This window comes from Arthrobacter sp. NPDC058127, from assembly GCF_042884555.1.
Lineage (GTDB): Bacteria > Actinomycetota > Actinomycetes > Actinomycetales > Micrococcaceae > Arthrobacter.
Map to the genome: position 1 here is coordinate 14,598 of NZ_JBHVTT010000006.1, position 20,741 is coordinate 35,338.

A 20,741-nucleotide genomic window follows, 5' to 3' on the forward strand; every position below is an offset into this window, starting at 1 on the left:
TTAGAACCCGCGCTGAGCGACGTATTCATCACGGGTGTCACCGTGGTAAGCCGGAACGGTGATGTCCCACCAACCGGTCGGATGCATCTCAGTCCACGGCAGCTCGGTGGCGCTCATGGCCTCAATGACGACCGGCCCGTCGGTGGCGAAGGCACGTTCTATCGCCGGCGCGAGCTTTGCGGGGTCTTCGATCCGCTCGGCGGTGCAGCCCAGGGAACGTGCGAACTCGGCAATGTTGGCAAAGTAGGGCTTCCCGTCAGGAGTGCTCCAATTCGTGACCAAGCGGCGCTCAGCGCCGAACAGGCTGATCTGAAGATCCTTGATGGCTTCCCAGCCACCGTTGTTCAGAACGACGACGACCAACGGTGTGCCGAGCATCACCGCGGTGGACAGCTCGGTGCCTGTCTGGAGGAAGCTGCCGTCCCCGACCATCGCCAGGACCGGTGTCCCGGGAACTGCGATTTGCGCGCCGATGGCAGCCGGGAGCCCGAAGCCGATTCCTGACATGCCGCCGGCCACGATGTTCGTCTTAGGCCCGTAGATGGGGAATTCATTGAATGCCTGGTTGGCCGGATTGCTGGAGTCGGTAACCAGAATGCCGTCCCGGGGCAGTGCCTTGCGGATTTCGACCATTGCCCGTGAATTGGTCATGGGGAGGTAGTCGGTTTCACGCATCGGCCGCAGGTGTTCTTCCCACTTGGCCTTGAGGTCCTGGAGCTCGGCGAAGTACTCGGTGCCGTGGTAGTCGTGTCCGTCGCCCAGTCCATCTCGGATGGCGGCCAGGGAAGTCTTGGCGTCGCCAACGATTCCGACCTCAACCGGGTAGTTCCGGCCGATTTCGAATCCGTCAATGTCAATCTGGACGAGCTTGGTGATGGACGGAATGTTAAAGGTGACGCCTTCCTTGTAGGAGGACGTGATGCGGTCACTGAAACGGCAACCGACGGCGAGAATTACATCGGCCGTGCGGGTGACACCGTTTCCCGGGATGGAGCCCATGTCGCCGCATGGCCAAGCGTAAAGTTCGTGATCCGCAGGGAAGGAGCCTTTGCCCATGAATGAGTGGGTGACCGGAGCGCCGAGTCGTTCAGCGATGGCACGAAGTTCCTCGCTTGCCGCGGCAGCAATGACACCGCCACCGGCGAGGATGACGGGCCGTTTGGCAGACTTGAGGAGTGCCACGGCGGCGGCGATTGCCGTGGCGTCACCGGTTGCGCGGGTCTGGGCGCGGCGGGAACCTGGTATGCGCTTGTAGTCGCCGTATTCGGCCTGCAGGTCCTGCGGGACGTCCACCAGCACGGGACCGCGCCGCCCTTCGTACATCGTGTTGAAGGCTTGGTCCATGACCATCGGGATCTGCTCAAGGCGGCTGGGCTGCCACCAACGCTTGACGACCGGCTCGGCCATGCGCGGGAAATTGTTCCCGTGCGGCCTGTCGATTTCCTGAAGGACTCCGCGGTTTTCCATGTAGGTGTGGACGGCGCCGGTGATCAGGATGAAGGGCTGCGAGTCCGCGAAGGCGGTGACCAGGCCGGTCAAGGTGTTCGTTGCCCCGGGTCCGATCGAGGTGCAGACTGCGGCGATCTTGCCAGAAGCGCGGTAGTACCCGTCAGCCATGTGGGCGGCGCCTTGTTCGTGCATGGCGGGGATCACTTCGATCTCGTCTGCACGGTCAACGAAGGCGTCCAAAAGTGCCGTGTTGCCGTGTCCGGGGACGGCGAAGACACGCTCGACGCCTTCTCGGATGAGGCAGTCGACAATCATCTGTCCACCGGTCAGCTGCTGATCAGTCATTTGTTCTTACTTCCTGTAAATACGGGGGTTAGCGGTAGGAATTCGGGGTCGCGCGTCTCGGAGTGGCGCAGGGCTGCGCCGGGCACGATATGTTCCGCGACACGGAAGGCATTTGCGGCAATGGTCAATGCCGGGTTCATCACTGGAAGCGAGGGAAAGAAGGACGAGTCGACGACGAAGAGGTTCTTGACATCATGGGTCCGGCAGTTGGGGTCGAGCACGGACGACCGCGGGTCATCGCCGGCCCGGATCGTTCCGGCCTGGTGGGAGTTCACTGCAATACCAGTGGTTTCACTGAAGGTCAGTGGATAGCCCATCTTATGGAGAATGCGTTTCATCTCCTTGACGAGGTGTTGGTGTGCCCGAACGTTGTTGGGCTTCCAACTGATCTGGATGGCTTCGTCGTTCCTTAGGGTCACCCTGTTTTCCGGATCCGGAAGATCTTCTGTGAAGAGCCACCAATCCATGCTGTGGCCGGCCGCAATTTCAAGGGCCCATTTTGGAATGAGCGGCTTCTGACCGACCAGCATGGCGCCCTGGAGCTTGCCGATCAATTGGACGTGACCGAGCGGGTACGGAAAATCCGCGTTGCCCTTCAGGTAATAGTCATTGAAGTAGAGCGTCTTTTGGAACTCAACTTTGTTCCTCCTGGGGTGCAAGGCGATCATGATGCTGTTGTTGTGCACCATGTAGTTCCTGCCGACCATTCCCGAAGAGTTGGCGAGGCCGGTGGAGTGTTTGTCGGTGGCGGACCGGAGCAACAGCGCCGCGGAGTTGACGGCGCCGCAAGAAACAACGACCTTTCCGGCCTCGACGACGACGGTCTTTCCGTTGTGGACGATCTGTACGCCCGTGGCGGTTTGGCCGGATTCGTCGGTGAGCACCTTCTCGGCATACGCCTCGGTCAGCAGTTCCACGTTGCCCGTTTGAAGAGCCGGTCGTACACACGCGACGTCGGCATCCATTTTGGCGAGGACGCGACATGGGAAACCGTCGCAAGTGCGGCAGCGGATGCAGGCCCCGCCCTGGCGCCAGTCGATTCCCAACGGGATACTGGACGGAGTCAGTCCCTGTTTGCTCAGCCCATCCGCAACTGCCTGCACCTCAGGTTCGTGCCCGATCGCAGGGTAAGGAAAGGGCTCGTCGCGTGGCAACGTGGGGTCATCGTGTTGGTCTCCATGGACCTTGTACACCCTCTCTGCCCGGGAGTAGTAGGGTGCGATGTCGTCATACGTGAACGGCCAAGCCGGTGAAGTACCGTCCTCGTGTTCGCTCGCGACAAAATCCTCGCGTCGAAACCTCACCAAGGATGACCCGTAAAATTTCGTGTTGCCACCGACGTAGTAGTACGTGCCAGGGCTGAAAGCTTCTCCCGCGTCGGAGTACCACTTTTCAGCATTTTTATACCGGCCGTGCTCAAACACGGCGTCCGGGTCCCAGTTCTGCTTCTCCTGCGGAACGAACCCTCCGCGCTCGATGAGCAATACGCTGACACCAGCGTCCTTCAATGCGTAGGCCAGCGTACCGCCGCCCATGCCGCTTCCGACGATTACGACGTCGTAGCTGGACTTTGCAGGGCCATCGATCTGCAAAGAAGTCTCAACAGTCATTTTGGAATTTACCTCTCGGTTCTGGCCATTGCTAGGCCGGGTGCGTGAGTCTGGACCTGCCAGCGGACTACGAAGTTATGGAGTAGGTCACCACTGAGAGTCACATCACCTATAAGTAAGAGTACACGGATTGTGGATTTACTCAAGCATGAAGTTTGGTTAGAGTCTCCCGGTAGGCGATTTTCTGCAAGTTGGGACGCTCCTCACGTGGCCCTGCTCACATTCTGTTCCATTAGTGTACGATCGTACGCATTAGAAATCTAGTGCACGATCGTACACATCGGAAACAATGTACGAGCGTACACATTCGGAGGGTGCAGAGTTGATGGATATACAGGATCCGCCGGACCGTTTTCCCGCTGATGTAGAGCGGTCCGCCCGTTCGGATGCCACCTTCCGAATCCGACGTTTTGATCCGGATCGTCGGAATCGGATTATTGACGCAGTGCTCGCGGTCATTGCCGACAGCGGTGTCGCCGGCACTAGTTTCCGGAAGGTCGCTACCCGGGCTGATGTTCCCCTGGGCTCAATGACCTACCACTTCAGCGGCATGCATGAGCTCTTGGAAACAGGGTTCGAGCGCTTTGTAAGCCAGTCCCTCGCCCGGCTCGAGGACCGGCTACAACCAGCACGAGATCATCATGACGCAGGCAAAGTCATCTTGGCCATGATTCAAGAAGATGCCACCGCTGATCCCCCGCGATACATGGCCCTGTCTCGCGAATTTCAGGCTTTGGTCATTCGTGAGCCTGCCTTGCGCAACATCGCGAATAAGTGGGTAGAAGGTAGCGCCAAAATCCTGAAACGGTACTTCGACCCAATAACGGCGGAGATTCTGGAGATTCTCATGGACGGCCTGACTCTTCGTAGGGGCGTTGCCCCAAATGACGGAGAACCGCTTGCAGCCGACCCGGTAGCAAGAGTCATCGCTGGCTCGTGGTCCTTGGACCCATCGCGTAATCCCTAGGTGCGCGGTGGCCGCAGCTTGGCTTGCCTTTCAATGCCGCGTCGCCGACTAGCCGCCAGAAGTGCGCAATCGACGGACAGGCATGGACACTGCCGGATGAAGCTCGTCGGAAAAGGTGATCGAAGCGTCAACCGGCGAAGGCGCTACCGGATGCAACGGCGCTTCCCTGAGTAGCTTGTCGACGGCGTTCGACACCAACTCGCGGTCGTCGTCGCGCGGTTCAAAGGCTCGATGGATTGAAAGTCCTTCGACGAGCGCGTCCAGTTGTCGAGCCACATCCGGGTCGAAGTACCTTTCAAAGGCACGGCGGCTGCGCATCATCCAATCGTGAGTGAGGTGCCGGAACTTCGCTTGACGGGCCGCCAGCGTGTAGAGCTCCAACGTCAGAACGAGAGCGTCCCGATCGCCATAGGTATCCTGCATGATCATCTCGACGACGGCCTCCTTGACCGCATCAATCGTCGAAGCCTCGTTCATTCGCCGCTCGAAGCGGTCGCTGATACGGGTGGCAAAACGCGTGAAAGCTTCGTGCAGAAGTTCGTCCATTCCCGCGAAATGATAGGTCATGGACCCCAACGGGACATCTGCAAGGGCAGCCACTTTCCGATGTGAAGTGCCAGCCACGCCCTCGGCAGCAATCAGGTCCAATGTCGCTTCAATGATTCGGTCACGCCGATCCGGATCAACCCGCCGTTTAGCCATTTTCCTTAGCTTTCAATGGACTTGATGACTTTAGCCGGTATCCCCACGGCTACGACATTGGGAGGCAGGTCGCGGCTGACGACTGCCCCGGCACCCACGACGGTGTTTTTGCCGATCGTTACGCCGGGAAGGACGATGACTCCCCCGCCGAGCCACACGTTGTCTTCGATGACAATCGGCTTAGCCGATTCCAGCTTGTCCCTTCGGGGTTGAGCCGCCACGGGGTGGGTCGGCGTCAGTAGTTGGACGTTCGGGCCGATTTGGCAATGGCTTCCAATTGAAATCGTGGCCACGTCAAGAGCAGTGAGGTTGAAGTTAATAAACGTGCCCTCACCGATGCTGATGTTGGATCCGTAGTCGACGAATATTGGTGGCCTTATATGGGCACCTTCGGCCAGGCATCCGATGAGCTCATGTATGAGCGGCTGAGCCGCATCAATGTCCTCAGCGTAGGCAGATGCATATGCCCCGGCCAGGCGGATAGCGCGCTGCTGTCGGGCGAGGATCTGTGGATCATCGGAGATGTAGAGATCGCCCGCGAGCATCCGTTCGTGGTTGCTCCGGGGGTCGTCTCGGAAATACTCGGCCGCCATGTGTACAACTGTACTAAAGAATGGCCACTCGGCGTGGCGGACGAGCTCGCGCGATGAGAAGCATGCCCTGGACTGGGACTACCGCAATGCCTCCGGCCCCCCATCAGGTTCTGTTCGCCTCGAACATCTGGCTGAGCGCCTCGCGAGATGTAAACAGGTGGCCCCGGAGCCCGGCTTGCTGGGCAGCTCGGATATTTTCCTCTCTGTCGTCGATAAAGAGGGCTCGGTGGGGTTCAATCCCGAGCTCGCGGACACACCATTCGAAAGTTTCCCGTTCAGGCTTCGCATATCCGATCTGATAAGACAGTCCTCGGACTTCGAACAGGTCGAGCCACCGGTGCCTTCGCAGAAAGTATTCCCCGATCTCCCGCGGAATGTTGGAGAGCAACGCGAGACGTCGGGTCCTGGACAGGTCCTCCAACAGGGCGATCATCTGATCATCGACGACGGACCAGCTGGCGATGTCATGGTCTATGAGTTGCCCAATCCGGTTCGGATCGAAACTCGCAGCCAATTGGCCAGAAACGGCGGTCCAGTACTGGGTGCCGGTGACCTCTCCGCGATCATACGGCGGACGTTGGTTCCAGTACGCCGCCCAAAAGTCTTCCTCCGGGACCCCTCCGGTGGCCAATAGTGCGTCCCTACCTTCTTGACTTTGATCTTTGGCGATCACACCGAAGAGATCGAAGATCAGTACATCGCTTGAATCCTGTACGGCCATAGCCTTTGCTTGCCTTTCAACTGGGAATCGATGGTTCGGTTGAGCAGGAGACATCTGATGCGGGCGGTTCACCCAAGAATGCGCTCACGTGACGGCCTGCCGGGCAGCGGGCTGAATGCCCCGGCAAGGGCACATCAATCAGGCGCCTTGCTCGCCAAATACATACTTTGTTTCAAAGAGTAGACTGTACGAGTTTCAAATGAAAGCCAGCTATGATCGTTCACTCCTCACTTTGACTCGGCGTCCAGCCTCGGACGGTTCGCGCGCACTCCTGACAGCAGGGTTTGTGGACGATCGTACGCATCCAGAGGATTCATCGAGTAGCACCCATCTTTTGCTTGCCAACTATCAAAAGTTTCCCTTAGTCTTGAGTTGATCTTCATAAGTAAGTCTTTTGTACTTTCGGGGCCGTCCGTCTTCCAACGTCCCGTCAGAAGACCAGGCGTCAGCAGCATGGCCTACGCCCCTCCAAATCAAAGGAATCCGTCGCAATGAACTTTTCTGTCCAGCTTTACAACGTGCGCAGCGCTGTCGAAGACGACCTTCCCGGCACCATCCGGCGCCTTGCGCAGATCGGCTATGACCAGATTGAGCCCTATGACTTTGTTGCCCGCGCTGATGAGCTCGCCCGTGCCTTCGCCGACAACGGCATTTCTGCTCCAACGGGGCATGCGCCGCTGTTGAGCCAGGACCAGGATGAGATCTTCGCCGCTGCGAAGGAACTGGGCATCTCCACGGTCATCGATCCGTACCTGCCTGCCGAGCACTGGCAGAACGCCGAGGACATCCAGGCCACCGCTGCAAAGCTCAACGAGGCGGCGAAGAAGGGTGCCGAATACGGCATCCGCGTCGGCTACCACAACCACCAATGGGAACTTGAGTCCATCATCGAGGGCCAGACGGCGCTGGAGTACTTCGAAGGCCTCCTTGACCCGGAACTGGTCCTGGAAGTCGACACCTACTGGGCAGCTGTTGGAGGCCAGGATCCCGTGGAATTGCTGAAACGGCTGGGCAGCAGGGTTGTGGCCGTTCATATCAAGGACGGTCCCGTGAATATGGACCTCCTTGCCCAATTGCCCGCGGGACAGGGACAAATGGACATCTGGGGAGCCATCAATGCGGTCCCTGGTTTGGAGGTTGGCGTTGTGGAGTTCGATGATTACGCCGGAGACATCTTCGAAGCAATGGAAGCCTCATTGCGGTACCTCGAAGCTGGCGTGAACGCATGAGCGCCGCAACGCACCAGTCCACCCCGTCCGCCCGCCGGGGGCCGGTGGGGGTCGCGGTCATCGGGGCGGGCAACATCAGCAAGGCCTACCTGGACAACCTGACGGTCTTCCCGGACCTGAAGGTCCACGTCATCGCGGATTTGTTCGGGGAAGCCGCGGAGGCCCGGGCGAAGGAATACGGCATCCCCGAGTTCGGTTCGCCGGAGCTGGCGCTGAACCATCCCGACGTCGAGATCATCGTGAACCTGACCATCCCGGCAGCCCATGTCGAGGTGGCCACGGCCGCCGTGAACGCGGGCAAGCACGTCTGGACCGAGAAGCCGTTCTCCCTGGACCGCGAGTCCGGGCTGGCGTTGTTGAAGACGGCCGACGCCGCGGGCATCCGTCTGGGCTGTGCCCCGGACACGTTCCTGGGCGCGGGCCTGCAGACGGCCCGGCGGGTCATCGAACGCGGCGACATCGGCACGCCTTTGACCGCCCTGACCATGTTCCAGACCCCCGGCCCGGAATCCTGGCACCCGAACCCGGCGTTCCTTTTCGCCCACGGCGCAGGCCCGCTCTTCGACATGGGCCCCTACTATGTCACCGCCCTCGTCCAGGCCTTCGGTTCGGTCCGTCGCGTCGCCGCCGTCGGGTCCAAAGCCAAGGACGTCCGCGTGGTCGGTTCCGGGCCCAGGGCCGGGGAGGAATTCCCCGTCGAGGTCCCCACCCACGTCTCCGCGATGCTCCAGTTCGAAGGCGGAGCGTCCTCGCACAGTGTCTTCAGCTTCGAATCCCCCCGCCTGCGGATGGGCTTCGTGGAGATCACCGGCACCGAAGGCACCCTGGAAGTCCCGGATCCGAACTACTTCGACGGGGACCTGAGACTCTGGCGCGCCGGGGCCGAGGAAGCCGAAACGATCCCGGCCACGGGACCGGCCCACGGCCGCGGGATGGGCGTGCTGGACATGGCCCGGTCCCTGCGCGCCGGTGTCCCGCACCGCGCCCAGGGAGCCCTGGCCTACCACGTGGTCGATACCCTGGTCTCCATTTCCGAGTCCGCCGAAACCGGCACCTTTGTAGGCGTCGACAGCTCCGCCGTGACCTCCCAGGCCCTCCCCGAGGACTGGGACCCGATGGCCGCCACCCTCTAGGAATCACCCATGACCAGCCCCGCCTCTACCCCCACCACCCCCCACACCGGCGCCTCCCCTCAGACCGGCGCCTCCCCGGAGGGGATCAATGCGGCACGCAGTACAGGCAGGACACCCCTGGGTGTCGCCGCGATCGGCTACGCGTTCATGGGCAAGGCCCATTCGAACGCGTGGCGGAACGTGGCCAGCTTCTTCGACGTCCCGGCCTTCGAGCAGAAAGTGCTCGTGGGCCGGGATGCGGAACAGGTCGCCGGGGCCGCGGCCAGGTACGGGTGGGCCGAGTCCGCCACGGACTGGCGTCAGGTCATCGAACGCGATGACATCCACATCGTGGATATCTGCGCCCCGGGCTGGATGCACGCCGAAATCGCCATCGCGGCGCTGGAGGCGGGCAAGCACGTGCTCGTGGAAAAACCGCTCGCGAACACCCTGGCCGAGGCCGAAGCCATGACCGACGCCGCGCGTGCCGCACGGGCCCGCGGTATCCAGTCCATGATCGGCTTCAACTACCGCCGCGTCCCGGCCCTCGCCCTGGCCCGCGAGCTCATCGCGGAAGGCAGGCTGGGCACCGTCCGGCACGTCCGCGCCGCCTACCTCCAGGACTGGCTCGCGGACCCCGGGTCACCGATGACCTGGCGGCTGAACAAGGAAACCGCCGGATCCGGGGCGTTGGGTGACATCGCCTCCCACGCGATCGACCAGGTCCTGTACCTGCTCGGGGACACCGTCACCGAGGTCTCCGGCCGGCTGCACACCTTCGTGGACACCCGCCCCGGCGCGGACGGCCCCGAACACGTAACGGTCGACGACGCCGCCTGGGCCACCCTGACCCTCGCCTCCGGGGCCCTCGCCTCCGTGGAAGTCTCCCGCATGGCCACCGGCAAGAAGAACTCCCTCACGATGGAAATCTACGGCGACAAGGGCTCGCTCCTGTTCGACCTGGAAACCATCAACGAACTCGGTTTCCTGGACGCCACCGCCCCCGTCCGGGAGCAGGGCTTCCGCCGGATCCTCGTCAACGAACCCGACCACCCCTACATGGACGCCTGGTGGCCCCAGGGCCACGTGATCGGCTGGGAACACACCTTCACCCACCAGATCCGCGACTTCCTCTTGGCGCTCGACGCCGGGACCCCGCCCTCGCCCTCCTTCGAGGACGGCCTCGCCGTCCAGCACGTCCTGGCCGCCATCGAGGAATCAGCCGACGCCAAATCCGCCATCATCCAGGTCGCCGGCCACTAAACACCGCCAGCTGACAACCGCCCGCCACCAAACACCGCCGGCTGACAACCGCCGTCCGGCTTCCCCCGGCCCCCGAAACTTTTCCCTAGGAGAACCAATGCCCCGCCCGTACACCCTGTTCACCGGCCAGTGGGCCGACCTGCCCTTCGAGGAAGTCGCCAAGCTCGCCTCTGGCTGGGGCTATGACGGCCTGGAAATCGCCGTCTCGGGCGACCACCTGGACGCCTGGCGCTGGGACGAACCCGGCTACGTCGAGTCCAAACTCGCCATCCTGGACAAATACAACCTCAAGGTCTGGGCTATCTCCAACCACCTCAAGGGCCAGGCCGTGTGCGATGATCCCATCGACTTCCGCCACCAGGGAATCGTGGGTGCGAAGGTCTGGGGCGACGGGGACCCCGAAGGCGTCCGCCAGCGCGCCGCCGAGGAAATGAAACACACCGCCCGCCTCGCCCAAGCCCTCGGCGTGGACACCGTCGTCGGGTTCACCGGCTCCTCCATCTGGCAATACGTGGCCATGTTCCCGCCCGTCCCCGAAAAGGTCATCGAGGCCGGCTACCAGGACTTCGCGGACCGCTGGAACCCCATCCTGGACGTCTTCGACGAGAACGGGGTCCGCTTCGCCCACGAAGTCCACCCGTCCGAGATCGCCTACGACTACTGGACCACCGTCCGCACCCTGGAAGCGATCGGGCACCGCCAAGCGTTCGGGCTGAACTGGGACCCCTCGCACTTCATGTGGCAAGGCATCGACCCCGTCTCCTTCATCTGGGACTTCAAGGACCGGATCTACCACGTGGACTGCAAGGACACCAAGCTGCGCCCCACCGGCCGGAACACCGTCATGGGCTCCCACCTGCCCTGGGGCGACCCGCGCCGCGGCTGGGACTTCGTCTCCGCCGGACGCGGCGACGTCCCCTGGGAATCAAGCTTCCGGGCCCTCACCGCCATCGGCTACAACGGCCCGATCTCCGTCGAATGGGAAGACGCCGGCATGGACCGCCTCCACGGCGCCCCCGAAGCCCTCGCCAACCTCAAAAAATACGACTACCCGCCCTCCCAAACCAGCTTCGACGCCGCCTTCAACCAGGACTAAGGACGTTCAAGGAGCGACTGCCTGCCCGTGTGCATTGCCGGTCTTCTTGAATGAGCCCGCGAGCTTCACGATTCAAACCACAACTACTTGCACCCCACCGGCGCTCAGTCGTTCAACCACCTGCTCAGGCACTGCCGCGTCAGTCACCAAGATGTCGATTGACTCCAACGGACAAACTGCGGCCATGGCCGAGCGGGAGAACTTGCTGCTGTCAGCAACCAGAATCGTCCTTCTGGAGGCATCAATGATGGCTCGCTTGACGGCAGCGTCCTGGAGATCGTGCGCCATCACACCATCTTCCGGCGATGCCCCGCACGGCGAAATGATGGCTGTGTCGAACCGAACAGAGCGGAGTGATGCCTCCGCCAGGGGCCCCACTATCGATCCCTCATCATGGCGAACGGACCCGCCGGGGGTAATGAGATTTATCGTGGAGTTTCCGAACAAGGCGCCGATCGCCTGGACTGAAAACGGCATCACGGTGAGCCTGGTGCCGACGAGGACACGGGCTATCTCAACGCAGGTCGTGCCGCTATCGAGGGCCACGGCCTCACCGCTTCGGACCAGCTTGGCAACCGCTGCCGCCAGAAGTTGTTTGGTTTCCGTGACTTCTATTTCCCTCATGGCGTACGGAAGTCCCTCTCCGAGCATCATCATGCTCACCGCACCGCCGCGTGTCCGCCGTAAGACACCGGCCTGGGCAAGGTGTTCCAGGTCGCGGCGAATGGTCACTTCAGAAATGCCAAACTCCTCGGACAGCCCGGCCACGTCGACCTTCCCATCCCTGTTCAGTCGCTCCAAAATGCGCTCGTGCCGTTTGGTTCCATTCATGATCAAATGATACATCGAACATGATCAAACGAAATCTAGTAATGTCTATTAGCAACTTGGGTCTCCACACCGCGAGTCGCCGACCCTATCTAAAGGACTTCCAATGGCTGCATCTCTCAGCAACACTTCCCCGCGACTGCTACGGGCACGATCAGGTGTTTTCGGAGCATTCGCCATCGTCGGGTTCCTCACGGCGATTTGGCTAGTAAACATCCCCGACATCCAGCAACGAACAGGAACTTCCCACGCTGTTCTCGGCGGGCTGATCCTTTTGCTTGGCCTCGGTGCGCTCATCTCGATGCAATTCGCAGGGCTTCTCATCAAGCGCTTCGGCAGCAGAACTCCGACGCTGATGGGCCTTGGCCTTCTCCTGGTCTCAGTGAACCTTCCCGGCATGGCTTCAGATGCCCTTAGCTTGGGCATCGCACTCTTCATTTTTGGACTCGGTCACGGCCTAACAGACGTCGCTATGAACCAGCACGCGGTGGTGGTCGAGCGTGGCTATCGACGGCCGATCATGTCCGCCTTCCACGCGTTCTTCTCACTCGGCGGAGCCTTGGGTGCTGTCACAGGGGCTGCTGGCCAGGCGATCCACCTACACGTGTCATGGATCCTACTGGGCGCCGCCCTGCTGGGCCTGATTGGTACCGCTTGGTCGGCATTCTCGATGCTTCCGAAAGCCTCTGAGGAATTGCTCGATTCACACGAAGACCCCGCTACATCGGGCGAGACAGCCTCCCCAGACCATCCAACGGCACCCAAGCGCAGAATGCTGGCCCTTGCACTACTCGCGTTTTTGGTGCTGCTCTCCGAAGGCGCAGCTAATGATTGGAGCGCACTTCAAACCGTTGAGCATTTGGCCGAACCGGAGGCGGCAGCTGCGTTGGCGTATGGGGCCTTCGCTGCCGCGATGACCCTTGGCCGACTCCTTGCGGACCGTGTTTCACATGCGGTCGGACCCGTCAAGGTCGTGAGATTCGGATCTCTACTTGCGGCAGCCGGAATGCTCGTCGTGGTCGCGTCTCCCTTCTATCCCTTGTCCCTCTTCGGTTGGCTGCTTTTCGGCTTGGGCCTCTCTGGGATCATTCCGCAGGTTTACACTGCGGCCGGGAGTATCGGCCGATCAGATGCGGGCAAGACGCTCTCGCGCGTTGTGAGCTCCGGGTACATCGGGCTTCTAGCGGGCCCCGCGATCATTGGATGGCTGGGCGGCATCTTCGGCCTGACCTTAGCCTTCTTGCTGCCGTTGCTCTTCTGCGTCGTGGGAACATTCCTGGCCTCGACGGTGACCACGGACAACGAAACTCCGGCAGGGCTTGCACTCGCCGCGAGTAGGGACGCGCGAAGCTAGATCGCGCCTGCAAAGCCCAGGACTGAGGGGCTTCGTGACAGAAACGAGTGCCTTACTCCCTGGTTTCCCAGGGGAAGGATGCAACACGCTTCAGCGCCTTCTGAATCTCCCCTGCTTGAGATTCGAGCCCGAGGTCCGCAACATGTCCCAAGCCGTATGTGAGCCACTTCCGCCCGAATTCCCGCTGCTCCATCGACAGGACGGGCTTCCTTGAGAGATCCAGGGCCCTTAAGACACGCTGGCGAGCCGTCGGCCGCCAATCGAACCATCCCTGGATCAGCTCTGCCACCACTTGGACAATGATTTCCGCAATCATTTCATCGCCTCCCAGGTGGAGCCCTGCCAAGGTTCGCTCAGCACTATTATCTGCCCTGTTCTTGCCTCTCGGAGTGCTCTTCTGCCCACGTCCGATCGCTTCTGTAACCGAAAGTCCTAAGCCGGAAACTATAGTCATGACAGCAGGCATCGCGCCGCTGTTTGTGAAATCAATTCGGGGGCCAATCAAACGTAGGCAACCGCGAGATTCGCAGCGAAGACTTTTGCAGAGGGCGTACCTTTTCCGTGGACACAAACGATTAAAAGAGTGCGTACAAAACCGAGCCAGCCCTCGCGAAGCCCGCGTGACAACGGGGCGCGGTACAACCCGGGAAAGAACACATCAATGACACTCACTGCCGAGGCCACACTCACGCTAGAAGAGATCGCCGTCCGCTTCAGCCCCGACGGCATCCCGTTGGCCGTTCGATATGACGGCAGCATCTGGGCCGTGGATCCCGAGGCCGGCGCCGAGCACTGGTTCGGGCACGGAAGCTGGCGGGATGGCAGCGACTCGGCCGCCGCCGACAGCGAAGGCCTCGCATCCGTTGAATACTGGCGGCTACAGGTCCGCCTCAACTCCGACTCCGCATTGCGTACTTTCCATCTGCAGCGGAATCTGAGCTCCCCGGACTGGTTTCTGGCCGACATCACCGACGCTTCCTAGAAACCCCATACTCCGCACGTAGTCGGAGGCCCAGCCCTTCGCCAAAGATACCTGGGGCGGATCATTCCACGACGCCTTCCAGCCCTGGCCGGGTGAAATCGCCATCCACGAGCACTGGGGATCGAGCGGATTCGCCAATACCGACCTCGACCTGCAGCTCAAGCAACACCGCATCCGCCGCATCATCCTGATCGGTCAGTGCAGTCGCTGCTGCCAGTCAGCCGGGACGCGCAGGGCCGGGCCCGGAACGCCTTGATCGAGCGGGTGATGCGCCGGCGGTTCAAGTTCCGGTCCGGCGAAAAATGCAGAGTCGGGATAGCTGAAGAACCAGTCCTCGCCCGGTTCGAAGCTGCGGATGACCGGGTGGCCGCTGGATTGCGCATGCGCCGTGGCGTGCTGCCCCGGCGAGTTGTCGCAGCAGCCGATGTGCCCGCACTGGGCGCACCGCCGAAGGTGCAGCCACCAGCCTCCATTGGCCTCGCATTCAACGCAACCAGGTCCGCTGGGTGCAATCGAAACGTCGATTCCTAGTTCTGCATTCATTGTGGCTTCCCTCGTATCGGAGTGCCTCTGGACCACCAACTACTTTACGCCCGGCTATTTCGCGCCGAAGGAACACTGGCCTCGTCGTCAGCGCGGCCGGCGGGCCGGATCCACCTCCAGCGCGGCTCGGTCCCAGCGGCCCGTCTCCGCGGCCGCCTCGTAGGTGGATTGCAGGAACCGCAACAGCGCCTTGTCGGGGTTCGACGCCGTACGGACGTTCTCATACGGGAGGAGGTATAGCCTGCCGTCATTGTTGTAGGCGACGCCATCTGTGTCGTTCACATATTCGGCGTAGCCGTCGGGCTCGGGATAGGAATAGGCATAGAAGGCTCCTTCGTCCCCTCCCCCGGGCCAAAACCCGCAACTGCTCAGCTCATGGGAGTAGCCCTCCACCATTACCCAGTCTGCGCAGTTCGGGACGCCTCCGGGGTGGGTCGGCGCCGCCCGTCCGGAGAAGCGCGCGTAGGCAAGGTCCATGCCTCCCCAGAAGAAGTGGACGGGACTTGCCTTGCCCCTGAACCGGGACCTGAATTCATTCAGGACCCGGTCCGACTGGACCAATTGCCGCCAGAACAACCCGATGGCCTCGGAGTCGTAGGTGGCATGCTGATGGTCCTCGGCGAATGGTATGGCCGGGTCCACCTCGTTCGGGATACCGCGGATAGACGCCTCGATACCGAGCCGGCCCAAGGCCTCGAATACCTCGGAATGGAACTCGGCCACCGACTTGGCTCCGAGAACGACGAATGCTGAAGTTCCGTTGCTGGAGCGTATGTGGAGCCTGTGCTGAAGGAAGTCGAACTCGATGTCGTACGCACCGCGGCCGTACGGGATCATTGATGTTGTCAGTCCGCGCGGAGTGACGTACAGCGTCACCTGCCACCAGTGGTTCAGCATCGGTGCGTGCGCCATGCGGATTTTTCCGATGATCTGGGTCCACATGTGCACGGTCTCCCGGCTCGCGGTCCAATCATCGACCCGAAGCCGGGGCCATCCAGGGTGAGCCATCTGGCCTCCAAACTGGTCTATCGAGGATGTCCACTCGTCGGCTGCGCACGAATGAAGGTTCGTGGTTGGTAGGGGATGGCTAAGGAGTGCCCGGATGGGGTTTGCGTGGATCTCCCGAAGTCGTGCGGTGGAGCAGGGCCAACGCTCGCGTGACCGATATGTCCGCCCGGGCGACGAGCAACGCTGTCAGCAAGGCTGCGGCAACGTGCGTGTCCAGCATCAAATCCGGTGAGTGCCCGGACGCCACCAAAGGGGTCGCGGTCAGCTGCCCAGGCTGCAAACCCGTCGCTGCATGCTGATGTTGGGCAGGCGCGCCAAGCAAGAAGGTCCCGGAGAGCCGGTCGAAGGCCAGATGCAGAACCTGCTGGGCCAGGCCGCAGAGAACGAGCAATAGCCAACTCGGTAGGTTGATCCGAGCAAGCAGCGAAGCACACATGCTCAGCAGAGCCGTCAGCGCGATCAGCACCGGAAACCCGGGAGACACGCCACCCGAGACCAGGTGGGCCACCAGGCCCAATCCGACTGCCACGGGCCCGACTTCCCATCCCGGGAATCTCGGACGTCGGCGGGATCCCTGCGCAACCATCCCACCCTCTCCCTCCATCATCGGACAGCCGATCGCGCGGAGCACCGCTCCCCCACGCTGTGCTCGGCTTCCCTCCATAGTGCCGCCGTTTCGCACCCGAAGGAACACTTGGCGGGAGCTCACATCCAGACTCCGTGGTCGCTCAGGTAGCGCGAGAGCTGGCGCGCCGTCAGGAAGACCACGCCGCTTGCCGTCTTTTCCTGTCCCAGACAGTCCAGGCGATGAGGGCGGCGAAAACGATCACTGCCAGGACGGCAGAAATCCCCACCATGACATCAATAGGCAGCAGATAGACCAGGACGGCTCGCGTGCTGGCTTCAGCAATCAGTCCCGCACCCCAAACGGCGGAAACCTTTAGGTGCCACCGGTGCGCCGCCGGGTTGCTGTGGAAATCCCGGTCCATCTCCCCGGCACGCTCCGGTCTCCACGTCTTGGCTGCGTCCAATGTCAAGGGATGTCCCAGCGCGGCAAAAGCGAGGAACGAAATACCCATGCCACCGGTGATAGCCGAGTCCTTGAGGAGGAGAAACCGCGGGTCACCAGTGAGGAAAGACAGACCCAGGCCGAGTCCGAAGATGATGACCATCAGCATCGCAAACGGGTTCAGGGAATGTCGCTTCAACGCGGTCCACAACAGCCGGCAGCCGGCGGCCCCGGTCGCCGTCAGCAGCGCGACCCAGTCCGTAGCACCGGCAAGGTGCAGGACGTAGTAGGCAGCCAGCGGTAACCCAACGTCCCACGCCAGGCCGCGGACCAGCGTGCGCATCATCAACACCGGACGTTCCCGTCCCGAAGCCTGCTCAGCGTTCATCAGGGGTGTTCCATCCTTTTCTGGATGCGGCTCTTCAACAGCGCTCCGGCTCCAGCATTCTTCCCAAGAAGACCGACGACCATGCAGTCGGCAGCGCTGTTGCGGGGTATCCCCCGCACCAGTGACGGGGAATCGACGCAACGGGGACCGCACCGAAATCGGTGATCACGGAGCTGCCATCTTCAGCTTCCCTCCGCCCGTGACAGCGAGCTTCACAGGCCAGCAACGCCATGGTAGGTGCGAGCAGGAAACCGCGTCAACAAGCACCGCAATGGCTTGAATCGTCCCCGGATGCTCCTCAATTTCCGGCCAGGATTCGTTCCGCCTCCGGAAGCCACGGGATGCCTTCTTCCAGTTTCGCCACAACGCGTTCGATGAGCTCGTCGATGATCTTCGAAATGGAGAGATCCACCCCATTTTCCCTCAGTATCCGCGCTGTCGCTGGCATAGCCTGCCCGACTGTGGCCCGGGCGTCTAGCGTGGTCCAAACGATTCCATGTTCCTGCGCCAGCTCCGTCTGGGCGGCTAGCCAGTACGGCTTCGTGTCGACGAGCGTGCCGTCCATGTCCCACAGGACCGCCTGCGGGCGGCGCTCGTTGTCAGAGGTCATGGCGGTGTCCGTCTTGGAATGTCTGGCCCAGGGCAATGTGACGTTGATGTGATGGTGCCCGGGGCTGCGCGGTTCGGGACGCTGCCCCGGCGTCGGAGGAAAAGTCTGAGCTTAGCCCGACGACGCTGACTCTGGCCGAGGGCATTCGCGCGCAGTATTTCGCTGGGTGTGGCTACGCCGGGGAGGTGCTGGAGACCGCGCCGGATGCTCTCCTGGAGGACAGCTCGACATGCTCGACGCCGGCGTCCCGGGCCCGCGTGGCGGACCTGACCGCCTCCGCGGGCGCGAGGCAGGCTCGAAGACAACGGATGGTTCGATGAAGCGCGCTATGCCTCCCACGGCGGGGCCTTCCCGATATTCGTCAAAGGCACCGGGCGCGTCGCCACCGCAACAGTCTCCGGACTCCCGCAAAAAGCCGACCACGACCTCGTGGTCGAAGCACCGAAGCCTGGGTGGGTCCTCCTTCTCTTTGTCTTACGCTTCGGGGATGACCATGGCGAAGCGTTCCTCGCGGGCTACGTCAGGGTCCGGTCCGTTGCGCACGCCGGTGTCGAGCGCGTCGATGGCGGCGAGTTCGTCGGCTCCGAGCTCGAAGTTGAACACGTCGAAGTTTTCGGCGATGCGTGCCGGGTTGGTCGACTTCGGGATGGCCGAGCGGCCCTGTTGCAGGTGCCAGCGGAGCATGACCTGTGCGGGACTCTTGTCATGTGCCCGTGCGACGGCGGCGATTGCAGGGTCCTTCATGACGTTCCGGCGCTCCTCACCCCAGCCGGGGTAGAAGGTGATCCCTCCGATCGGGGACCAGGCCTGGGTAAGGATGCCGTGCCCGGCGTCGGCGGCCTGGACCTCCCGCTGGGTGAAGTAGGGGTGAAGTTCGATTTGGTTCACCGCCGGGACGACGTCAGTCGAGTCGAGCAATTGCTTCAGGTGGTGCGGCATGAAGTTGCTGACGCCGATCGCCCGCACTCGCCCATCGGCGAACAGGGTCTCCAGCGCCTTGTATGTGGCGATGGTTTTCTCGAACCGGTCGGGTGCGGGCTGGTGCAGGATGAATAGGTCCAGGTAGTCGACGCCGAGCTTGCCCGTCGCTTTGTCCCAGGCATGCAGGGTCTGCTCGTAACCGTAGTCGCTGACCCAGACCTTGGTCTCGACGAACACCTCCGGACGATCCAGGCCGGAGGCGCGGATGCCTTCACCGACTTCCCGTTCGTTGCCGTAGGCTGCGGCGGTGTCGATGTGCCGGTAGCCGGTGGCCAGCGCGGCCTCGACGGCCGCCGTCGTTTGCTTCGGGGCGCTTTGAAAGACGCCCAGTCCCAGGGCGGGCATTGTGACGCCGTTGTTGAGTGTTAGTTCCATGTCCATGCCTTTCACGGTATGCAGATGTGCGGGATTGTGGGAGGGCACGTCAGTACCCCCTTGAAGTGGTGGTCGGGTGGTTCAGCGGGCGGCTTCGAGCTGCAGCGCCGACGCCGCCTCCCGGGGTATCTTGGCGCGGCGTGCCGCGAGGTCCTCGGGCAGGATGAGGGCCGCCGCGACGGCCAGTGCCACGAGCAGGAGAATGCTGCCGGTCGTGAGGGCGACGCTGACCTGGGCGGCCAGGTGCGCGACGGCGGGCCTCGTGGCCGGGACCGTCGCTGCGGCGGCGACTGCGATGCCAAGCCCGAGGCAGGTGCCGACCTGGTGGAAGGTGTTCACCAGGCCCGATGCCGCGCCGGCGTCGGACGCGGGGGCTCCGATGATGCCGAACGAGGTCAGCGGCGCGAACGCGAGACCCTGGCCGGCCCCGATGAGGACCATCGGCAGGGCAACCCCGGTCAGGTATGCGGAGTCGGTACCGGCCCGGCTGAGCCAGAACATCCCGGCGAGGGTGATCAGGATGCCGGCCACGAGCGGGATGGAACCCGGCATCCTGCCGATGAGCCGCGGGATGCTCATCGCGACGGCGAAGTTGACTGCGGTCATGGGCAGGAATCCGAGGCCGGCCTGCAGGGGGTCGAAGCCGAGCACTTCCTGCAGGAACTGCGTGGTGAAGAAGAAGAACCCGATCATCGCGCCCAGATACAGGAACCGGGCGACATAGGCGCCGGTGCGGCGGCGGCTTGCGAACAGCCGCAGCGGCATGATCGGCTGGGCCGCCGTGCGCTCGATCAGCACGAATACGACCAGGAGCACGACGCCGGCGCTGACGGCGGTGACTGTGATCGGCGAGTTCCAGCCGGCGTCGGCGGTGTTGATGATGCCGAACACGAGGGCGCCGACACCGAGGGTGGCGCTGAGCGCGCCGAAGGCGTCGAAGCGGCCGCGGGCCCGGCCTGTTTCCGGGATGAACCGCGGCGCGAGTGCGATCATCGCGGCGCCGATGGGCACGTTGACGAAGAACCCTGCCCGCCACGAGATCCAGTGGGCCAACGCCCCGCCGATCACCAGGCCGAGGCTCGCGCCTATCCCTGCAGTGGCGCCGTACAAGGCAACGGCCCGGGTCCGTTCACGGCCTTCCGGGAAGCTCGCGGTGAGCAGGGAGAGTGAGGCGGGCGCGACGATCGCCGCCCCGATACCCTGCACGGCGCGGCCGGTGATCGCCCACCAGCCCGCCGGGGCGACGCCGATCAGCAGCGACGCGATCGAGAACACCACCAGCCCGAACACGAAAACCCGCCGGCGGCCGAGTAGGTCTCCTGCCCGGGCTCCGAGGAGCAGCAGGCCGCCGAAGACCAGCGTGTACGCATCCTGCACCCAGGAGAGCTCGCCGGTGCTCAGCCGGAGATCCGCCTGCAGGCTCGGCAGGGCAGTGAAGATGACCGAGTTGTCCAGCAGGATCATGAAGTAGCTGAGGAGGATGATCGCCAGGATCGCTCCCGGGTGGGACGCTGTTGCGGGTTCAGGTTTCATGCTCTCCATGCAACCGTTATTCCTTGCCGGCCGGGAGTCACGG

At 62.5% G+C, this 20,741-nt stretch carries 21 protein-coding genes and 2 pseudogenes; 9 read left to right on the forward strand and 14 right to left on the reverse strand.

Translation table 11 applies throughout. The features are described 5' to 3' along the window. Both ACFVTG_RS10710 and ACFVTG_RS10715 read right to left on the reverse strand, forming a co-directional pair. Positions 1-1,794: a thiamine pyrophosphate-binding protein gene (locus ACFVTG_RS10710; RefSeq protein ID WP_390280238.1), complete on the reverse strand. Its 1,794-nt coding sequence runs from the start codon at positions 1,792-1,794 to the stop codon at positions 1-3. Beyond that, the gene (locus ACFVTG_RS10715) at positions 1,791-3,404 is read right to left on the reverse strand and encodes a GMC family oxidoreductase (RefSeq protein WP_390280240.1); all 1,614 of its coding nucleotides are present in this window, start codon (positions 3,402-3,404) and stop codon (positions 1,791-1,793) included. The genes ACFVTG_RS10710 and ACFVTG_RS10715 overlap by 4 nt, the downstream gene beginning before the upstream one ends. Positions 3,405-3,729: 325 nt before the next feature. Between ACFVTG_RS10715 and ACFVTG_RS10720 the strand changes: the two genes are divergently transcribed. Further along, positions 3,730-4,371, forward strand: a complete 642-nt coding sequence (locus ACFVTG_RS10720; RefSeq protein WP_390280242.1) for a TetR/AcrR family transcriptional regulator — start codon at positions 3,730-3,732, stop codon at positions 4,369-4,371. A gap of 48 nt (positions 4,372-4,419) precedes the next feature. Here the strand turns inward: ACFVTG_RS10720 and ACFVTG_RS10725 are convergent, their stop codons facing one another. From ACFVTG_RS10725 to ACFVTG_RS10735, 3 genes are all read right to left on the reverse strand, one after another. Beyond that, positions 4,420-5,073 (reverse strand): TetR/AcrR family transcriptional regulator, encoded by a 654-nt coding sequence (locus ACFVTG_RS10725; RefSeq protein ID WP_390280244.1) that lies wholly within the window; start codon positions 5,071-5,073, stop codon positions 4,420-4,422. A gap of 5 nt (positions 5,074-5,078) precedes the next feature. Then, positions 5,079-5,666, reverse strand: a complete 588-nt coding sequence (locus ACFVTG_RS10730) for a sugar O-acetyltransferase (RefSeq protein ID WP_284756026.1) — start codon at positions 5,664-5,666, stop codon at positions 5,079-5,081. 103 nt (positions 5,667-5,769) lie between these two features. After that, positions 5,770-6,387: an HAD family hydrolase gene (locus ACFVTG_RS10735; protein WP_390280246.1), complete on the reverse strand. Its 618-nt coding sequence runs from the start codon at positions 6,385-6,387 to the stop codon at positions 5,770-5,772. Between the two features lie 491 nt (positions 6,388-6,878). Between ACFVTG_RS10735 and ACFVTG_RS10740 the strand changes: the two genes are divergently transcribed. The 4 genes from ACFVTG_RS10740 to ACFVTG_RS10755 all read left to right on the forward strand — a co-directional run bounded on the left by ACFVTG_RS10740 (position 6,879) and on the right by ACFVTG_RS10755 (position 11,087). Further along, complete coding sequence (locus ACFVTG_RS10740; RefSeq protein ID WP_390280249.1) at positions 6,879-7,616, forward strand: sugar phosphate isomerase/epimerase family protein; 738 nt, start codon at positions 6,879-6,881, stop codon at positions 7,614-7,616. Beyond that, on the forward strand, positions 7,613-8,749 hold the full coding sequence (locus ACFVTG_RS10745) for a Gfo/Idh/MocA family protein (protein ID WP_390280251.1): 1,137 nt from the start codon (positions 7,613-7,615) through the stop codon (positions 8,747-8,749). The genes ACFVTG_RS10740 and ACFVTG_RS10745 overlap by 4 nt, the downstream gene beginning before the upstream one ends. A 147-nt stretch (positions 8,750-8,896) precedes the next feature. Next, entirely contained in the window at positions 8,897-9,991 is a 1,095-nt protein-coding gene (locus tag ACFVTG_RS10750) for a Gfo/Idh/MocA family protein (protein WP_390280549.1), read from the forward strand. Between the two features lie 97 nt (positions 9,992-10,088). Beyond that, entirely contained in the window at positions 10,089-11,087 is a 999-nt protein-coding gene (locus tag ACFVTG_RS10755) for a sugar phosphate isomerase/epimerase family protein (protein ID WP_390280253.1), read from the forward strand. Between the two features lie 72 nt (positions 11,088-11,159). On the opposite strand, the gene ACFVTG_RS10760 is transcribed toward ACFVTG_RS10755, so the two are convergent. Beyond that, positions 11,160-11,918, reverse strand: coding sequence for a DeoR/GlpR family DNA-binding transcription regulator (locus ACFVTG_RS10760; RefSeq protein WP_390280254.1), 759 nt, complete (start codon positions 11,916-11,918; stop codon positions 11,160-11,162). 103 nt (positions 11,919-12,021) lie between these two features. On the opposite strand from ACFVTG_RS10760, the gene ACFVTG_RS10765 reads away from it, so the two are divergent. Continuing rightward, positions 12,022-13,269, forward strand: coding sequence for an MFS transporter (locus ACFVTG_RS10765; protein WP_390280256.1), 1,248 nt, complete (start codon positions 12,022-12,024; stop codon positions 13,267-13,269). A gap of 52 nt (positions 13,270-13,321) precedes the next feature. Here ACFVTG_RS10765 and ACFVTG_RS10770 read toward each other — a convergent pair whose 3' ends face one another. After that, the gene (locus ACFVTG_RS10770; protein WP_284754877.1) at positions 13,322-13,723 is read right to left on the reverse strand and encodes a hypothetical protein; all 402 of its coding nucleotides are present in this window, start codon (positions 13,721-13,723) and stop codon (positions 13,322-13,324) included. A 207-nt stretch (positions 13,724-13,930) separates the two neighbouring features. Between ACFVTG_RS10770 and ACFVTG_RS10775 the strand changes: the two genes are divergently transcribed. Beyond that, positions 13,931-14,251 carry a hypothetical protein gene (locus tag ACFVTG_RS10775; protein WP_284754878.1) on the forward strand — a complete coding sequence of 107 codons (321 nt, stop codon included), beginning with the start codon at positions 13,931-13,933 and terminating at the stop codon, positions 14,249-14,251. A gap of 94 nt (positions 14,252-14,345) precedes the next feature. Then, positions 14,346-14,507, forward strand: a pseudogene (locus ACFVTG_RS10780) (hypothetical protein); the annotation flags it as partial. Here the strand turns inward: ACFVTG_RS10780 and ACFVTG_RS10785 are convergent. The 5 genes from ACFVTG_RS10785 to ACFVTG_RS10805 form a co-directional block, all read right to left on the reverse strand. Next, positions 14,447-14,794: a UBP-type zinc finger domain-containing protein gene (locus tag ACFVTG_RS10785; RefSeq protein ID WP_284754879.1), complete on the reverse strand. Its 348-nt coding sequence runs from the start codon at positions 14,792-14,794 to the stop codon at positions 14,447-14,449. The pseudogene ACFVTG_RS10780 and the gene ACFVTG_RS10785 sit on opposite strands and share 61 nt — an antisense overlap. A gap of 87 nt (positions 14,795-14,881) precedes the next feature. Then, a complete protein-coding gene (locus ACFVTG_RS10790) occupies positions 14,882-15,802 on the reverse strand; it encodes a DUF5996 family protein (RefSeq protein WP_390280259.1) in 921 nt (306 codons plus the stop codon). A 79-nt stretch (positions 15,803-15,881) separates the two neighbouring features. Continuing rightward, on the reverse strand, positions 15,882-16,331 hold the full coding sequence (locus ACFVTG_RS10795; RefSeq protein WP_390280261.1) for a hypothetical protein: 450 nt from the start codon (positions 16,329-16,331) through the stop codon (positions 15,882-15,884). A gap of 226 nt (positions 16,332-16,557) precedes the next feature. Next, entirely contained in the window at positions 16,558-17,199 is a 642-nt protein-coding gene (locus ACFVTG_RS10800; RefSeq protein ID WP_390280263.1) for a VC0807 family protein, read from the reverse strand. A 298-nt stretch (positions 17,200-17,497) separates the two neighbouring features. Beyond that, on the reverse strand, positions 17,498-17,809 hold the full coding sequence (locus ACFVTG_RS10805) for an HAD family hydrolase (protein ID WP_390280265.1): 312 nt from the start codon (positions 17,807-17,809) through the stop codon (positions 17,498-17,500). A 330-nt stretch (positions 17,810-18,139) separates the two neighbouring features. On the opposite strand from ACFVTG_RS10805, the pseudogene ACFVTG_RS10810 reads away from it, so the two are divergent. Further along, a pseudogene (locus ACFVTG_RS10810) lies at positions 18,140-18,238 on the forward strand (heme-binding protein); the annotation flags it as partial. 45 nt (positions 18,239-18,283) lie between these two features. On the opposite strand, the gene ACFVTG_RS10815 reads toward ACFVTG_RS10810, so the two are convergent. Continuing rightward, on the reverse strand, positions 18,284-19,165 hold the full coding sequence (locus ACFVTG_RS10815) for an aldo/keto reductase (protein ID WP_390280267.1): 882 nt from the start codon (positions 19,163-19,165) through the stop codon (positions 18,284-18,286). Positions 19,166-19,246: 81 nt separating this feature from the next. After that, positions 19,247-20,707 carry an MFS transporter gene (locus ACFVTG_RS10820; protein ID WP_390280269.1) on the reverse strand — a complete coding sequence of 487 codons (1,461 nt, stop codon included), beginning with the start codon at positions 20,705-20,707 and terminating at the stop codon, positions 19,247-19,249. Positions 20,708-20,741 lie beyond the last annotated feature (34 nt).